We start from the raw sequence: 16840 nt of genomic DNA on the forward strand, positions 1-16840 counted from the left end.
AATTATAATAAGTGTAACTGGAATATGGATGTTGAATTTGAATTTAAAGAGAAAAATGGGGGCGCTTGTGTGACAAAGCTTTTGGCACCAGGCGCCGTCTGCGTGGTACCGGAAAGTCTGGGCGGACTTCCGGTGACAGAGCTGGCAGACAAGGTATTTTCGGGGAGCACGGTGGAGAAAGTCTATCTACCGCGGACACTCACCCGGATCGGAAGATATGAATTTTATGGATGTGAGAAGCTTCAGGAGATCCATTTTTACGGGACGCTCCGGGAAGTCGGCGGCGGTGTGTTTACGGGCTGCCGGAATATCAGGAGTCTGATTGTGCATATGGGGGTGGATGAAGAGTCGGCGCTCAGGGATTTTGTGACGGAGATCAATGAGAGAGTCACAGTGCATGTGTTTATACAGGGCGGACAAAATCGAATGCAGGACGGGAGAGATACGGACTTTGAACGAACATCGCTGGTTTCAAGTACTTTTGAGGAAGAGAGCGGGGAGACAGAGACTGCGCGTGTGATCTTCCCGGAATACTACGACGAGGCGGTGGAAAATACGCCCGCCAGGATCACGGTATCCAATATCCACGGTGCAGGGCAGAAGTATCGCTACTGTTTTGAGGGACGAAAATTCCGATTTGACAGGTATGATAAAATGTTTGTGTATGAAAAAGCAGAGGAATCGGTTCTCATGGCATCGAAGATCGCGGTGACCCGGCTGCAGTATCCGAAAGGACTGTGGGAGAGCGCGAAAAAGGAATATGAAAAGTTTCTTATGGAGAATCTTTATGAGGTACTTCTTGGAACTCTTGAGGACGCGGAGACCATAAAATGGATTGCGGGACAGTATTTAACACCGGAAAAGAATCCGCTGACGGCGGATAAGATGTCGGGGTTGATCACGGAGATCTCGAAAAAGCATCTGCCGGAGCTTTTGGGGATGTTTATGGAGATCCAGAGGAAGAAGTTTGGCGTAAAGAAGAAAAAGTTTGATTTTGATTTGTGAGGAGGTCAGAAATCGTCATGAGAGAAGATGCGGCATGGTCGCCGATCCTGAGAGAGCAGGGCGCGCTGGAAGAACTGGCGGCGATCGGCGTTGAGATCATACGGAACGCGAGGAATGAGCTGTATCTTTCCATGCGGTTTCTCGACGTGGCCTTAAATGGTCTGTTCCCGGTGGCGGACAACAGCATCAAGGGAATCGGAACGGACGGAACCTTATTATCATTTGAGACTGGATACATCTGCGGCTGGTACCGGAGAAATCCTGTTTATGTAAACCGCATGATCCTGCACGAGACTTTCCACTGTCTCTTTGTCCACCCATGGTCGAGAAAAAAGCGGACAGAGGAATACTGGAATCTGGCATGCGATATCGCTGTGGAGTCCCTGATCGATGGAATCCACAAGCCGTGCGTCCATCTGCCGATGTCACCGGTGCGGGCGGAATTTTACGGACGTCTGAGGAAAAAGATCAAGGTATTGAATGCTGAGAGTATTTACCACACCATGCAGGAGATGGAGCTTTCGGAGATCGAATATGAGCGGCTCTGCCGGGAATTCTGCCGGGACGATCATTCCAGATGGGAGAAAGAGGACGAGAAGAAATCTCCGAATCCCAACCGGAACCGAAAAAACGATTGGGATGACAAGCGGGAGAAGATGCAGGCGGAGATGGAGGCGTTTTCCAACGAGGCGGCGGATGACTCCAGGGAGCTGATGGATCAGCTGGCGGTGGAGAACCGGGAGCGGTACGATTACCGGAAGTTTTTGCAGAAATTTTCGGTGCTGAAGGAGACAGTCCAGATCGATCCGGATGCGTTCGACTATGTATTCTACAATTATGGCATGCAGTTATATGGAAATATGCCGTTGATCGAGCCCCTTGAGACGAAGGAAGTCCGGCGGATCGAGGATTTTGTGGTCGTTATCGACACTTCGATGTCATGTTCCGGGGAGCTGGTGAAGAAATTTCTGGAAGAGACCTACGGGGTGCTGGCTCAGTCGGAGAGCTTCTTTAAGAAGGTCAATATCCACATTTTGCAGTGCGATGATAAAGTACGGCAGGATGTGAAGATCGAGAGCGAGGAGGACCTTCGGAATTACATGGACCACATGGAGCTCCATGGCATGGGCGGGACTGATTTCCGCCCGGCATTTTTGCATGTGGACCAGATGATCAAGGCGGGAAAGTTCAGCAGGCTGCGGGGACTTCTCTATTTTACGGACGGATATGGGACATTTCCGGTGAAAATGCCGCCATATGACACGGCCTTCGTGTTTATGCGGGATAATTATACTGACGCGGACGTTCCGCCTTGGGCGATGAAGGTGATTCTGGACCCGGAGTCGATGGAGGATGTGGGGAAAATATTAGATGGAAAATAGTAACTGTTCAGTAGGTCTGCGCATTTACTGCGCTGACCGTAAGAAAACTTAGAATGGAAGGCAAAAATCCTATCGGCATAGCCGATTAGGAATGGATTTTTGCGCGTAACTGTGGGGGTACTGAACAGTTACGGAAAGTAAAAGGTTTGACAGGCTGGTTCACGGACTGTAAAAATTATACCGGAGTAAAAAGATATGAACATCAAGCGTGCAAAACAGGAAATTAAAAATACGATACAGGTGTATCTGACGAAGAACGCACACGGGGAATACGAGATCCCGTCCATGCGGCAGCGCCCGGTGCTGCTCATCGGTCCGCCAGGAATCGGAAAGACCCAGATCATGGAGCAGGTGGCGCGGGAGTGCGGGATCGGTCTCGTCTCCTACACGATCACACACCATACGAGACAGAGTGCCATCGGTCTCCCGTTTATCTCGGAGAAGACTTACAGTGGGAAGAATGTCCATGTGACGGAATATACCATGAGTGAGATCGTCGCGGCGATCTACAATAAGATCGAAGACACAGGACTCTCCGAGGGACTTCTCTTCATCGATGAGATCAACTGCGTGTCCGAGACACTGGCCCCGGCCATGCTGCAGTTTTTGCAGTATAAGACTTTCGGAAATCATAAGATCCCGGATGGCTGGATCATCGTGGCAGCAGGAAACCCGCCGGAATACAATAAATCCGTGCGGGAATTCGATATCGCGACCTTAGACCGCATCAAAAAGATCGATGTGGAGGCGGATTTTGAGGTCTGGAAAGAGTACGCGAAGCAGGCGGATATCCATCCGGCGATCCTGTCATTCCTCACCGCAAAGCCGCAGTATTTTTACCAGGTGGAGACAACTGTGGATGGCAAGATTTTTGCGACACCTCGTGGGTGGGAAGATCTCTCCGGATTTTTAAAGGTCTGCGAGAAGGTGGATCTTATCTGTGACCGGGAAGTTGTAGTGCAGTACATTGAGCATCCCCGGATCGCAAAAGATTTCGCGAACTATCTGGAATTATATAAGAAGTATCAGGCGAGATACCAGATCGATGAAGTTCTGGAAGGAAAACGCAATGAGGGCCTGATGGAGCAGGCGGCGAAGGCACCGTTTGACGAGAAGCTTTCCATCATCAGCCTGATTTTAGCGAAGCTTGATGTGGAGTTTAAGGCTTATGCGCAGAAAGAAGATTATCTGGAAGTGCTGTTTGGGGAGCTGAAAGCATTCAAGAGAAGCCTGAAAGATAAAACGGAGGCCGGAGAAACGATGAATCCAGTGCCGCAGACTCCGATCAACATTTTCTCCCATCAGATCGAGGCATTCACCGCGGCATCCGAGCAGAAACAGAAAGCCGGTCTTCTCACAAGACAGGAAAAATATCGCTGTGCAGATATCGCAGCGGATATGAACCGATACCTTCAGACTGTGAAAGCAGAGCTTTTATCGGGTGGTGACGAGATATTCGACCGGTTCCGGGAGCTGTTTGGTGACGAACGGACAGAACTTGAGGATCTGTGCGCTCATGCCGGACAGACACTGGAGTATGCCTTTGATTTCATGGAAGGAACATTCGGCAGCAGTCAGGAGATGGTGGTGTTTATCACAGAATTGAACTCCAGCGTCCCGGCCGTGCGGTTCTTACAGGAAAATGAGTGTGAACGATATTTTGAATACAATAAGAATCTGCTGTTTGATGAGAGACGGGCAGATATTCTGAGCAGGCTGGACAGACTTGGGGCATTTTAATTGGAAAGGAAAGTGATCATATGGAATACGAAGGAACCGTATACCGCCCGCCGAGCGAGGCGAGAAGCTTAATTATTCAGGTGACTGTGGGCTGTGCCCATAACCGGTGCACCTTCTGCAACATGTACCGGGTGAAAAAATTCCGAGTGCGGACAAAAGAAGAGATCATGAAGGATCTGGACGAATGCCGCGATTATTACGGACCGTATGTCAGCCGTGTATTCTTTGCGGACGGTGATGCACTGGTGGTAAAGACAGAACTTCTTTTAGAGCTTTTAGCCTATGTCCACAAAAATTTCCCGTATGTGGAGCGGATCACCTCTTACGGGACTGCAAAGGATGTTCTGGCAAAGTCTGAGGAAGATTTAAAAGTCTTAGCGGCAGCAGGACTCGAGATGGTCTATATCGGAGCGGAATCCGGCGATGACCGTGTTCTGGAGCATATCCATAAGGATGTGACGGCGGCCCAGATTGCGGCGGCGGGACAGAAATTGAAGCGCTGCGGCATCAAGACCTCTGTGACGCTGATCTCCGGCCTCGGCGGAAGAAAAGGGATCCGGGAACATGCCATCAAGTCGGCGGAGCTGATCAATCAGATGAATCCGGAGTATGCCTCCTTCCTGACATTGCGCCTCTATGAGGGGACCCAGATGAATGAGGAAGTAAAACGCGGGGAGATGGAACTTATCACCCCGGACGAGATCGTGGAGGAAATGGAGCTGTTTTTAACACACATTGATTCTCCCGGAACGATCTTCCGGACAAACCACGCGTCCAACTATGTAGTGCTTGCGGGAACTTTTAACGAAGATATTCCGAAAATGCTGGCACAACTGGAGGACACAAAGAAAAGACAGCGTTACCGCCTTGAAGAATGGCGCAGACATATTTAAGTAAGAAGAGCAGAGAAAACAGTCCCGCGGGCTTTCTGGACGCTTAAAACGGCAGAAAAATGGCTCGCGGGATATGCCTTTCCAGGGCTTTCCGGAACGATCCCGGAGGGGACTCTTCTTGTAGATTGTATTCAAAAAACAACAATATATAGTTTTGAATCATGAATTTTTCACCATATATATGGTTTTGGTATATCATATTTATATAGCAGTACTCCTTGCAATCCGGGAACAATACAGTTATAATAGAATCGTTCTCGCGTGAGTGACTAAAAATAACGTGGCGGGAACATGACATGACCGCCTTAAGAGACTCGTGGCGGCAGGTCCGACAGATCAATCATAAAATATCTAAATCAGATAAAATTTCTGTATAATTCTGAAAAAAACAAACTGTATATACAACCAAGAAAACTATCAGCAACTGAAATGTACATGCCTGAGGCCGGCCAGTAAATGCGCGGACCTGTAGGTCAGCTGTGTTTTTTAGCAGAATAGACAGAAGAGAAAAACAGGCAACGGCAGTTGTGCGTAAAGCGGACAATTCTGCCAACACAATGAAATGAAACGGGGAATCAGGGATGAAGATCATCAAAAGAAACGGAGCGGAGGAAAGTTTTGACACGCTCAAGATCGTGAATGCGGTCCAGAAGGCATGCAACGCCACAGAAAATGCCTATCTGGCACCGGAACAGCTTACGGATATCGCGGATTATGTAGAGTACAAGTGCAATAAGCTGGGACGTGCGGTGTCCGTAGAAGAGATCCAGGATATGGTCGAGAACCAGTTGATGGCGATCGGTGCTTTTGCGATCGCAAAAAATTATGTGCGCTACCGCTATGACCGCTCTCTGGTGCGGAAAGCAAATACGACGGACAACCGGATCCTGTCCCTGATCGAGTGCAACAACGAAGAGGTTATGCAGGAAAATTCCAACAAGAATCCGACGGTCAACAGCGTACAGCGTGACTATATGGCTGGCGAAGTCAGCAAGGATCTCACGAGAAGACTTCTTCTTCCGGAAGATATTGTTGAGGCGGATAAGCAGGGAATCATTCACTTCCATGACTCCGACTATTTTGCACAGCATATGCACAACTGCGATCTTGTAAACCTGGAGGATATGCTGCAGAACGGCACCGTGATCAGCGAGACACTGATCGAGCGCCCGCACAGCTTCTCCACAGCCTGCAACATCGCGACCCAGATCATCGCCCAGGTTGCCAGCAACCAGTACGGCGGACAGAGCATCAGCCTTGCGCATCTCGCTCCGTTCGTTCAGGTATCGAGAGTGAAGATCCGTCAGGAAGTGATCGGCGAGATGAAGGATCTTGGAATTGCTGTGACAGAGGATCAGATCGATAAGCTCACGGAGGAGCGTCTCCGCAGAGAGATCACGAAGGGAATCCAGACGATCCAGTATCAGGTCGTAACACTCCTCACCACAAACGGACAGGCACCATTCGTTACCGTTTACATGTACCTCGACGAGGCAAAGAATCCGCAGGAGAAAAAAGACCTTGCGATGATCATCGAGGAGACCTTAAAACAGAGATATCTCGGCGTTAAAAATGAAGCCGGCGTATGGATCACACCGGCATTCCCGAAGCTGATCTATGTTCTCGATGAGGACAATATCACTCCGGATGCACCGTATTATTATTTAACAGAGCTTGCGGCAAAATGTACCGCAAAGCGCATGGTTCCGGACTACATCTCCGCGAAGAAGATGCGGGAGTTAAAGGGCGATGTGTATACATGCATGGGCTGCCGTTCCTTCCTGACCCCGGACCGTTCCTACGTAAAAGGAAACCTTGCGAATGCAGGAAACTACCGGGAAGGCGAGCGCAAGTATTATGGCCGCTTCAATCAGGGCGTTGTGACGGTAAACCTTGTTGATATCGGACTCAGCGCAAGAAAAGACATGAACAGGTTCTGGGAGATCTTTGATGAGAGAATGGAACTCTGCCACCGCGCAATGCGCTGCCGCCACGAGAGATTAAAAGGAACCTTATCCGACGCGGCTCCGATCCTCTGGCAGTATGGCGCGCTTGCCCGCTTAAAGAAAGGTGAGACCATCGACAAGCTCCTCTATGACGGATATTCCACACTTTCTCTGGGATATGCAGGCCTGTGGGAATGTGTATACAGCTTAATTGAGAAGAAATTAACTGAGCCGGAAGGAAAGAAACTCGGTCTTGAGATCATGCAGAAGTTAAATGACTACTGCACGAAGTGGAAAGAGGCGGAGAATATCGATTACAGCATCTACGGAACTCCGCTGGAATCCACAACCTACTCTTTTGCGAAGAGTCTCCAGAGACGTTTCGGTATCGTAAAGGGCGTAACCGACAGAAACTACATCACGAACAGCTACCATGTACATGTAACGGAACCGATCGACGCCTTCAGTAAGTTAAAATTAGAGTCTGAATTTCAGGCACTGTCCCCGGGCGGAGCGATCAGCTACGTGGAAGTTCCGAACATGCAGGATAATATCCCGGCTGTTCTTCAGGTCATCCGCTACATCTATGACAATATCATGTACGCGGAGTTAAATACGAAGAGCGATTACTGTCAGGTATGCGGCTACGACGGCGAGATCAAGATCATCGAGGATGACGGAAAGCTCGTATGGGAATGCCCGCATTGCGGAAACCGTGATCAGAGCAAGCTCAACGTTGCAAGACGTACCTGCGGATACATCGGAACACAGTTCTGGAATCAGGGCAGAACACAGGAAATTAAGGAAAGGGTACTGCACCTGTAATGAATTACGGAGAGATCAAAACATGTGATATTGCAAACGGTGAGGGAGTCCGCGTGTCCCTCTTTGTGTCCGGCTGTACACATCACTGTAAAAATTGCTTTAATGATGTGGCGTGGGATTTCGGATATGGAAAGCCGTTTACGGAAGAGACGGAAGAGATGTTATTAAAGGCGCTGGAGCCGGATTATGTGGATGGATTATCGCTTCTTGGCGGAGAACCCTTTGAGCCGGAGAACCAGCGGGCACTTCTCCCGTTCTTAAAGAAAGTGCGCAAGAGATTCCCGAAGAAAAATATCTGGTGCTATACCGGTTATCTTTTCGATAAAGAGCTTCTCGGTGAGAGCCGGGCGAGATGTGAGTGTACGGATGAGATGTTAAGCCTGATCGATGTCCTCGTGGACGGCGAGTTTGTTCAGGAGCTCTACAGCGTGGCACTGGCATTCCGCGGTTCGGAGAACCAGAGGATCATCGACGTGAAAAAGTCTCTGGAAACAGAGGAGATCGTCTGGCATGCTCTGATGAGCCGGGGGATCTCGATGAAGTTTAATTAAAATATGAAGACAGATCGAATATAAAGGAAAGATCCGGCAGTTGGGTTGTTTTACAGGGATTTTTGATTCTGTAAGACAACTTGACTGCCGGATTTTTTTGATGTAATAGGAAATTCCGAGAAATTCCCTGTCTCACAAAAGGCACTTCTTTTTTTATAAAATCTGTAGTGCAGGTAAGGACATCATGTGAAAAATGAAGTCTGGATATGGCATCTGGATAGGCTTAGAGCTGCCGCTGCTCTTGACTTTTGGAGAGTATTCTCGTATACTAATATAGTTCTAAATAGAACAGTTCACTTTTGAACCAGAGGTGATACACATGAAATTTGTTGATTTTATGGCGGACAGCCGGGATTTCTATACGGGGCTCATTGATCCGGTCTGCAAAAAATACGGGCTGACCCAGATGGAATTCAATATCCTGCTGTTTCTCGCCAACAATCCGGAGTGCGACACTGCTGTCCAGATCATCAAGAAGCGGGCGTTCACAAAGTCCCATGTCTCCATGTCTGTCCGCTCATTGGAAGAGCGCGGACTGCTCACAGGGGAATATTATGGGACGGACCGGCGGACGATCCATCTGAAACTCACGGACGCTGCTGCGCCGATGGTCTCTGACGGGAAAAACGTCCAGAAACGGGCCGCCGAAATCATCTGCCGCGGATTCACCCCGGAAGAGCACCGGATGCTGTTCGAACTTATGAACCGGATCAATTCAAACATCTCAGATTACAGGAAAGAAGGAAAACTGCATGAACAACAGTAAAGAATTTCTTGGGACAGAGCCGATCGGAAAGCTTCTTTTCAAGCTTGCCGTTCCATCTGTCATCGCACAGATCGTCAACATGCTGTACAACATCGTTGACCGGATCTACATTGGACATATCCCGGGAAGCGGAAGTCTCGCCCTGACCGGTGTCGGCGTCTGCCTGCCGATCATTATGGTGGTTTCCGCCTTCGCGGCTCTCGTCGGCTCCGGCGGTGCGCCGAGAGCGTCGATCTTTATGGGAAAAGATGATATGGATTCTGCGGAGAAGATTCTCAGCGGCTGTTTTACGGTTCAGATCATCATTTCTGCGATCCTGACAGCAGTCTTACTGTTGTTTGGCCGCTCCATGCTCTTGACTTTTGGAGCCAGTGAGAACACTATCGGCTATGCGGTTGATTACATGAGTATTTACGCTGTCGGAACGATCTTTGTCCAGATGACGTTAGGCATGAACATGTTCATCACGGCCCAGGGATTTTCAAAGACCAGTATGCTGACGGTTACCATCGGAGCTGTCTGCAACATCATTCTGGACCCGATCTTTATCTTCGGGTTTGGCATGGGCGTAAAGGGTGCGGCTCTCGCGACGATCATCTCTCAGGCGGTATCCTGCGGATGGGTTCTCGCGTTCCTGACCGGAAAGAAGACCTTCTTACGGATCAAAAAGGAGTATTTAAAGCCGGTTCCGTCTATCGTTTTCCCGTGTCTTGCGCTGGGACTTTCTACGTTTGTGATGCAGTCCAGCGAGAGTGTTATCTCGGTATGCTTTAACTCTTCCCTGTTAAAGTACGGCGGAGATCTGGCAGTCGGTGCCATGACGATCCTTACAAGTACGATGCAGTTTGCAATGCTGCCGCTTCAGGGAATCGGACAGGGCGCACAGCCGATCATGAGCTATAACTACGGAGCGAGAAATATCGACCGTATGAAGAAGACATTCAAGCTCCATCTCGTGATCTCCCTGATCTATTCCACGTTGTTCTGGTTCTTTGTCCAGCTTTTCCCGGCAACCTTCGCGGGAATCTTCAGCTCCGATCCAGAACTCGTTTCCTTCACTGCAGGCGCTCTGCGGATCTACTGCGGTGCGATGTTCCTCTTTGGAATCCAGCTCGCCTGCCAGATGACCTTCGTTGCCATCGGATATGCAGTATGTTCGATCATCGTGGCGGTTGTGCGTAAATTCGTGCTTCTGCTTCCGTTAATCTTCATCGTTCCGATGTTCGTCAGCAATAAAACGATGGGTGTCTACATGGCGGAGCCGATCGCGGACACGATTGCGGTGACGTTTACGGCGATTATTTTTGCGATCCAGTTCAGGAAAGCGCTGAGACTCATTGAGGGTACAAAGAAAGCAGCGGCGTAAGGGATATGGGAAAAGACAATCCCGAAAAACATAATTTAAGCAATATAAAAGGTCGAAAGTTTCAACTTCCAATACGAATTTGAAACTTTCGACCTTAATTTTTTATGAATATAAATCTAATTTATCCTACGCTGACCTGAAATTCAGGCTGGCGGAATAAGAGACACCCGTTTATTCCGGACAAACGATCTTACCAGCCACCGCGCATGCCGCAGCCGTTCTCGGGGAGGCGAGATAGATCTGGACTTTGGATGTTCCCATTCGCCCAAGGAAGTTACGGTTGTTGGTAGCGACAACACGTTCACCGTCTGTCAGGATGCCGCCTGCGCGTCCGCAGCAGAGACCGCAGCCCGGATGGGTGATCATAGCACCTGACTCGGCCAGTGTCTCAAGGATTCCAAGGTCAGCGGCCTGTCTGTAGATCTTTCGGCTGGCAGGAGTTACGATGAGCTTCACGAAGTTCGCTACTTTCTTGCCCTTTAAGACTTCGGCAGCCGCAGCCAGATCCTCAAGCCGTCCGTTTGTGCAGGAACCGATGAATACCTGATCGATCTCTGTGCCCTCAAGTTCGCTGACATTGCGGATCTTGTCGACCTGGGACGGACATGCCATAACCGGAACGAAGTCCTCGGCGTTGTATTCCATCACGCGGCAGTAATTTGCGTCTGCGTCGCCGAAAAGACTCTTCTGGTAGTCATTTAAGGTAACATTGCAGTATTCCGCCGTCTTCTCGTCCGGTGTGAACAGAGCGCACTTTGCGCCGGCCTCAATGGCCATGTTGGAGATCGTCATACGGCTTGCGACTGTCATGCTCTCCACTGCGCTTCCGGAGAACTCCAGAGCCTTATAAGTAGCGCCGTCCGCGCCGAGATCACCGATGAGACGGAGAATTACGTCCTTGGACATAACATTCTCCGGCAGTTTTCCGTTGATAACGACTTTGATGGTCTCCGGCACACGGATCCACATGGTTCCGGTTCCCAGGATGCTGGCCATCTCCGTATATCCGATTCCGGAGGAGAATGCGCCGACACAGCCGTAGGTTGTTGTGTGGCTGTCTGTACCGAAGGCAACATCGCCCGGTTTTACATATCCGGCTTCTGTCATTAACTGGTGGCAGATTCCGTCGCTTCTGTGGACGTGGGTCATGCCATATTTTGCGGCAAACGCATCGCCGACATGGAAATGTCTTGTATCGTCAAGCTGGCTTGCCGGAACAAGGTGGTCATAGATCAGAACGACCTTATCCGGATCCCACAGCTTTTCAAAGCCCATCTCTTTAAATTTCTCCGCCACGAACGGAATAAAAATGTCGTGGATCATGACGCGGTCAACATTTACGGTCACGATATCGCCCGGCTTTACGGACCTGCCGGTGTTATGTTCAACGATCTTCTCAATTACAGTCTTTCCCATTTCGTTTTCCTCCCGTTCAGTCCAAACCATTCAGCTTGCGCATGGCCTTGACAAGGCCGCCTGCGCGGATAATGTCCATCAGGTTCTCAGGAAGAGACGCGATCGGGTATTCTTTTCCGTTGTAGTCGATGTGCTCGTTCATCACAACGGATACGGTATCGCCCTCTTGGATGTCATCGTAGAGTGTCGGCTGTTCGATGAGGAGCAGGCCGTTGTTGATGGAGTTGCGGAAGAAGATCCTCGCGAAGGATTTCGCGATCACGCACTGGATTCCCAACGCTTTGATGATCTCCGGTGCCTGTTCTCTGGAAGAACCGCAGCCGAAGTTTTTTCCAGCAACGATGATGTCACCGGGCTTGATCTGGGCAGCCAGCTCCGGGCGGAGCGGGGAAAATCCATACTGTTTCATGTCGTCAATGGTCTTTAATGCAAGGTACTCGGTCGGGATGATGATATCGGTGTCGATGTCATCGCCCAGAACCCAGACCTTTCCAGTCATTTTTTCCATGGTAAAAGTCCTCGATTTCTATACAAATATAGTGATCATATTCAAAAATGCATATTGCCGTATCATTCTGGCAAATACCAATAAGTAATTTATCCGTAACTGTTCAGTGGGTCTGCGCACTTGCTGCGCTGACCGTAAGAAAACATAGGCTGGAAGGCAAAAATCCCATCAGCGAAGCTGATCTGGAATGGATTTTTGCACGTAACTATGAAGGTACTGAATAGTTACATTTATTCTATGTATAGGGGCATTACTGGTGGAACGACACTTCTGCCTGTATAAAAGTACAGGCAGAAGTGAAAATAGTCTTTACAAATCTGTGCAGATTATAAATCACTTGCTAATGCAATTTCGCCCTTAATAGCAGACGCCGTAACCGTCGCTGCGGATCCAAGATATACCTTGGAGCTCGGATGACCTGCGCGGCCCTTGAAGTTTCTCGTACCGGTGCTGATCAGGACTTCGTTCTCGCCGATCACACCCTGGCAGCTGCCCCAGCATACACTGCAGTTCGGGTTCATAACAATTGCGCCGGCTTCCATGAAGATGTCGATCAGGCCTTCCTTCAGAGCCTGAAGGTAAACAGTCTGGCTTGCCGGAACCACAAGGAAACGGACTTTTTCAGCGACCTTCTTTCCTTTAATGATGGAAGCGCCGACTCTCAGATCCTCGATACGTCCGTTGTTGCAGGAACCTAAGAATGCCTCGTCGATCTTCACGCCGCGGACTTCCTCAGCCGGAACCAGATTATCAACGAAGTCTGGTTTTGCCACTACCGGACGGATCTTGGAGAGGTCAAAGGTATATTCTCTCGCGTATACAGCATCCGGATCGCTCTTAAAGAGTGCCTTCGGCTTTCTTCCGTGAGCTTCCAGGTATTCGATAGCTTTCTCGTCCGGCTCGAAGATACCGGTCTTGGCACCTGCCTCGACAGCCATGTTGCAGAGGACCATACGCTCGCTGATGCTCAATGTCTTAGCGCCCTCGCCTGTGAACTCCATAACCTGGTAGTTGCAGCCGTTTGCGCCGATGGTGCCGATGATGGTCAAGATCAGGTCTCTCGCGTAAACGCCTTCCGGCAGCTTTCCGACGAGGTTGAATTTTACAGTCTCCGGAACGAGAACCCAGGATTTTCCTGTCACCATGCCGTAGAGGAGATCGGTACATCCAACGCCGGTACCGAAGGCACCGAGAGCGCCGTAAGAGCAGGTGTGGCTGTCAGCACCGAAGATCAGTTCACCCGGACATACATAATGTTCCATCATGACCTGGTGGCAGACGCCTTTTCCCTCCCAGAAATCAATGTTGTTTTCCTTCGCGAAGTCGCGCATCTTCTTCTGGGATGCCGCTGTCTTCGGGCAGTCGGATGGAACATTGTGGTCTACAATGAATACCATCTTTTTTGTGTCCGCGATATGCGGATGTTTTAATTTATTGCGGTACATGTCAACGGTCAGATGGGTAGTTCCGTCGTTACTCATCATACGGTCTAATGTTACAGTATGGATATCTCCCGGTTTTACGTAGTCAACTCCGGCTGCCGCCGCAATGATCTTTTCTGCAATCGTCATTCCCATTGTCTTAGTCCTCCTCACGGTTTAAAGAAGCGATCAGTCCGCCCTGATTTAAGATGTTCTGCATGTATTCCGGCAGCTTTGTGCAGGAATATGTCTTTCCGTTTGCGTGGGCAGTTCCGTCAGACATGGAAAGTTCCATGGTGTCACCGGTCTTTACATCATCCGGCAGGTCTTTACAGACGATAACCGGAAGTCCGATGTTGATGGCATTTCTGTAGAAGATCCTCGCGAAGGATTTCGCAACAACAGCCTGTACGCCGAGAGCTTTTAAGACGCCCGGTGCCTGTTCTCTGGAAGAACCGCAGCCGAAGTTCTCGCCGCCGACAACAAAATCACCAGGTTTTACTTTTTTCGGGAAATCCGGGTCAAGAGACTCGAATGTGTGCTCTTTCATCTCTTCCAGATTTGGTAAGAGCAGATACTGGGATGCAATGATCTGATCGGTATCAAGGTCATTATGAAATTTAAAGATCGTTCCTTCTGCCATGACTTTATATGTTCCTTTCTTATCTAAGAAATATTAAAAGACAGCTGCAAAAATCCAGACCGTCAGCCGCCTTAACAGTTCATGAATTCTTTCGTTTCCTCATTATAGCATAGGATCAGGCATAAATAAAATGGCGCGTATTGATATGGCACATAACTTAAAGTTATAAAATTATGATGCTTTCCAACGCCGGGAAAAGGCCATAAAAATTGCTGCAGTTAAACTCTGTATTTGAACGGACATGACGGCTGTATTTTTACACTGCCGGTCGGATCATCACGGAAAACTGCAGCAAAAATGGAACTTATTGGTTTATTACAGCTTTAAAACCGCCGTCTGCGGTCTCGTCTCAGCCGTCAGCACCAGTGTGGTGGAGTCGTACTCCACCACATTCCGGCAGAGTCCCGTAAATTCCTCCAGCCGTCCGATCACCGGATAGCCGAAGTGGTCGGAGCGGTAATGCATCGGGATCACAACGCGGGGCGCGAGGTCATCCACCACAGCCTTCGCCTGGACCGCATCGATCGTATAATAACCGCCCACAGGGATCAGGATCGCGTCGAGATGCTTTAACAGATCCTTTTGTTCTCTGGTAAGAGGACATCCGATGTCACCCATATGGGCAATTTTAAGTCCATCTGATTCTAAAATGTGGATCCGGTTCGGTCCACGGAGGGCTCCCTGTTCCGGGTCATGCCAGGTGTCGATCTTCGTGATGGAAAACGGGTTTTTTGTCCCGCTGTGCTTTAAGGTTACTGCGTCCGTGTATCCGTGGTCACCGTGCTCGTGGCTGCAGAGTACCATGTCCGCGGTGAGGGAAAGCGGAGCGAGTCCCGGTACTGTATTCGGGCCATATGGATCAAAAACAATGGAAAAACCATCTTTTTCAACGGTAAAACAGGAATGACCATTCCAGGTGATAGAAATAGAATTCATAATTATGTCCTCCTCTCGAGCAGTTAGAAATGATTGGGCAGATGACTATATTTTATCATGAAACGCCAGGAGATTCAATGGACGAAAAGAAAGGACCCATCTGGTTTACACAAGGCGTGAACAGTAACCCCATCTGTGCCAGAGTGAGAAATTCATGTGATCAGTGCTTGAGAAATCGGGAGAAAAAGCAGTATAATAGTGGATATAATATCGGGCATAACAGGAGGAAATGGCGATGGATCTTACACAGGTAAAGCACGAGATTGAAACATTGGCGGAGAAACACCGGGATGAGTTTGAGGTTGTCAGTGCATACATATTTGCTCATCCGGAGTTGGCATACCATGAAACGCTGGCGCAGGATCAGCTATGCGGGCTGCTGGAAAAGCATGGCTTTAAAGTACAGCGGGGAGCCGGCTCTCTGGAGACCGCATTTGTGGCGGAATACCAGAGCGGAAAGCCGGGATTGACCTTTGCGTTTATGTGCGAGTACGACGCGCTCCCTGAAATTGGACATGCATGCGGACACAATCTGATCGGCACCAGCGGAGCCGGCGCCGGTGTGATATTAAAAGAGATCATGGAAAAATACGGGATCGGCGGAACCCTGAAGGTTCTTGGAACACCGGCAGAGGAAAACGGAAGCGGAAAGATCACGATGCTGGACGAAGGAATCTTCGATGGTGTGGATATGGCGCTGATCATGCATCCGAGTGATATGTCCATGGCAGATGATATCTCATTTGCAGCCGTAAATAAGACCTATACCTTCACCGGAAAACCGGCACATACCGCAGCGTGCCCGTGGATGGGGGCCAGTGCGTTAAACGGAGTTCTCCAGATGTTCCATGCGGTAGATTCCCAGAGACTTCATTTTAAGGATTACACGAGGGTTCATGGAATTATCCTGGAAGGCGGAACCGTAGTAAATATCGTTCCGGAGAGAGCAGTCTGCAAATTTAATATCAGGGCACTGGATGCGGAGTACCTGAAAGATGTGATCTCCGTGATAGACCGGTGTGCGAAAGGCGCAGCCATCTGCGCCGGTGTAGATGTGGAAATTCAGCAGAATGGCTATCTGATAAAAGATGTCCGCAACAACAGGGAACTTGTGACAGCAGTGGAAAAGAACATGGATTTCATTGGAGAACATCATATCCCCCGTGATCTGACTCAGGGAATCGGATCCACGGATGTCGGCAATGTAACTCAGGCACTTCCGGCTGCCCAGTTCTATATCGGTGTGGGCGAAGGATTAGGAACCCATACAGCAGCATTTGCGGAGGCTGCAGGAGGCGAAGCAGGAAGACGTGCTCTCACTGCCGCAGTAAAGGTGCTGGCAATGACAGGACTTGATATGATGTCCGGCCGGTCATAAAAAATAACAAAGCATGAAGGTGGTTGTTCATGCGACTAGGACGAAGATGAAAGAAATCTAAGGA

The 16840-nt window shown here is 49.4% G+C and carries 14 protein-coding genes; 9 read left to right on the forward strand and 5 right to left on the reverse strand.

From position 1 onward, the window contains the following. The first annotated feature begins 69 nt into the window (after positions 1-69). The 8 genes from GPK90_RS01925 (at position 70) to GPK90_RS01960 (ending at position 10474) form a co-directional block, all read left to right on the forward strand. Positions 70-1005, forward strand: a complete 936-nt coding sequence (locus GPK90_RS01925; RefSeq protein ID WP_215702005.1) for a leucine-rich repeat domain-containing protein — start codon at positions 70-72, stop codon at positions 1003-1005. Between the two features lie 17 nt (positions 1006-1022). Beyond that, positions 1023-2387, forward strand: coding sequence for a vWA domain-containing protein (locus tag GPK90_RS01930; RefSeq protein ID WP_215702006.1), 1365 nt, complete (start codon positions 1023-1025; stop codon positions 2385-2387). Positions 2388-2582: 195 nt separating this feature from the next. After that, entirely contained in the window at positions 2583-4127 is a 1545-nt protein-coding gene (locus tag GPK90_RS01935; protein ID WP_215702007.1) for an ATP-binding protein, read from the forward strand. 20 nt (positions 4128-4147) lie between these two features. Further along, positions 4148-5020, forward strand: coding sequence for a B12-binding domain-containing radical SAM protein (locus GPK90_RS01940; protein ID WP_215702008.1), 873 nt, complete (start codon positions 4148-4150; stop codon positions 5018-5020). Positions 5021-5601: 581 nt separating this feature from the next. Further along, the gene (nrdD, locus tag GPK90_RS01945) at positions 5602-7791 is read left to right on the forward strand and encodes an anaerobic ribonucleoside-triphosphate reductase (RefSeq protein WP_117503797.1); all 2190 of its coding nucleotides are present in this window, start codon (positions 5602-5604) and stop codon (positions 7789-7791) included. Then, the gene (gene nrdG / locus GPK90_RS01950) at positions 7791-8342 is read left to right on the forward strand and encodes an anaerobic ribonucleoside-triphosphate reductase activating protein (RefSeq protein ID WP_215702009.1); all 552 of its coding nucleotides are present in this window, start codon (positions 7791-7793) and stop codon (positions 8340-8342) included. Before nrdD ends, nrdG begins: the two co-directional genes overlap by 1 nt. A gap of 319 nt (positions 8343-8661) precedes the next feature. Next, positions 8662-9108 carry a MarR family winged helix-turn-helix transcriptional regulator gene (locus tag GPK90_RS01955; RefSeq protein WP_215702010.1) on the forward strand — a complete coding sequence of 149 codons (447 nt, stop codon included), beginning with the start codon at positions 8662-8664 and terminating at the stop codon, positions 9106-9108. After that, positions 9095-10474 (forward strand): MATE family efflux transporter, encoded by a 1380-nt coding sequence (locus GPK90_RS01960; RefSeq protein ID WP_215702011.1) that lies wholly within the window; start codon positions 9095-9097, stop codon positions 10472-10474. The genes GPK90_RS01955 and GPK90_RS01960 overlap by 14 nt, the downstream gene beginning before the upstream one ends. Before the next feature lie 171 nt (positions 10475-10645). Here the strand turns inward: GPK90_RS01960 and GPK90_RS01965 are convergent, their stop codons facing one another. The 5 genes from GPK90_RS01965 to GPK90_RS01985 form a co-directional block, all read right to left on the reverse strand. After that, complete coding sequence (locus tag GPK90_RS01965) at positions 10646-11890, reverse strand: 3-isopropylmalate dehydratase large subunit (protein ID WP_215702012.1); 1245 nt, start codon at positions 11888-11890, stop codon at positions 10646-10648. Between the two features lie 16 nt (positions 11891-11906). Continuing rightward, positions 11907-12398: a LeuD/DmdB family oxidoreductase small subunit gene (locus tag GPK90_RS01970; protein ID WP_215702013.1), complete on the reverse strand. Its 492-nt coding sequence runs from the start codon at positions 12396-12398 to the stop codon at positions 11907-11909. A 326-nt stretch (positions 12399-12724) separates the two neighbouring features. Next, positions 12725-13975, reverse strand: a complete 1251-nt coding sequence (locus tag GPK90_RS01975) for a 3-isopropylmalate dehydratase large subunit (protein ID WP_118600269.1) — start codon at positions 13973-13975, stop codon at positions 12725-12727. A 4-nt stretch (positions 13976-13979) separates the two neighbouring features. After that, entirely contained in the window at positions 13980-14462 is a 483-nt protein-coding gene (locus tag GPK90_RS01980) for a LeuD/DmdB family oxidoreductase small subunit (protein WP_015553998.1), read from the reverse strand. A 315-nt stretch (positions 14463-14777) separates the two neighbouring features. Then, complete coding sequence (locus tag GPK90_RS01985; protein ID WP_215702014.1) at positions 14778-15398, reverse strand: MBL fold metallo-hydrolase; 621 nt, start codon at positions 15396-15398, stop codon at positions 14778-14780. A 235-nt stretch (positions 15399-15633) separates the two neighbouring features. On the opposite strand from GPK90_RS01985, the gene GPK90_RS01990 reads away from it, so the two are divergent. Further along, on the forward strand, positions 15634-16776 hold the full coding sequence (locus GPK90_RS01990; RefSeq protein ID WP_215702015.1) for a M20 family metallopeptidase: 1143 nt from the start codon (positions 15634-15636) through the stop codon (positions 16774-16776). Positions 16777-16840: the final 64 nt, after the last annotated feature.

The organism is Clostridium sp. MCC344 (assembly GCF_018785365.1).
In the GTDB taxonomy this organism is placed as follows: Bacteria; Bacillota; Clostridia; order Lachnospirales; family Lachnospiraceae; genus Pilosibacter.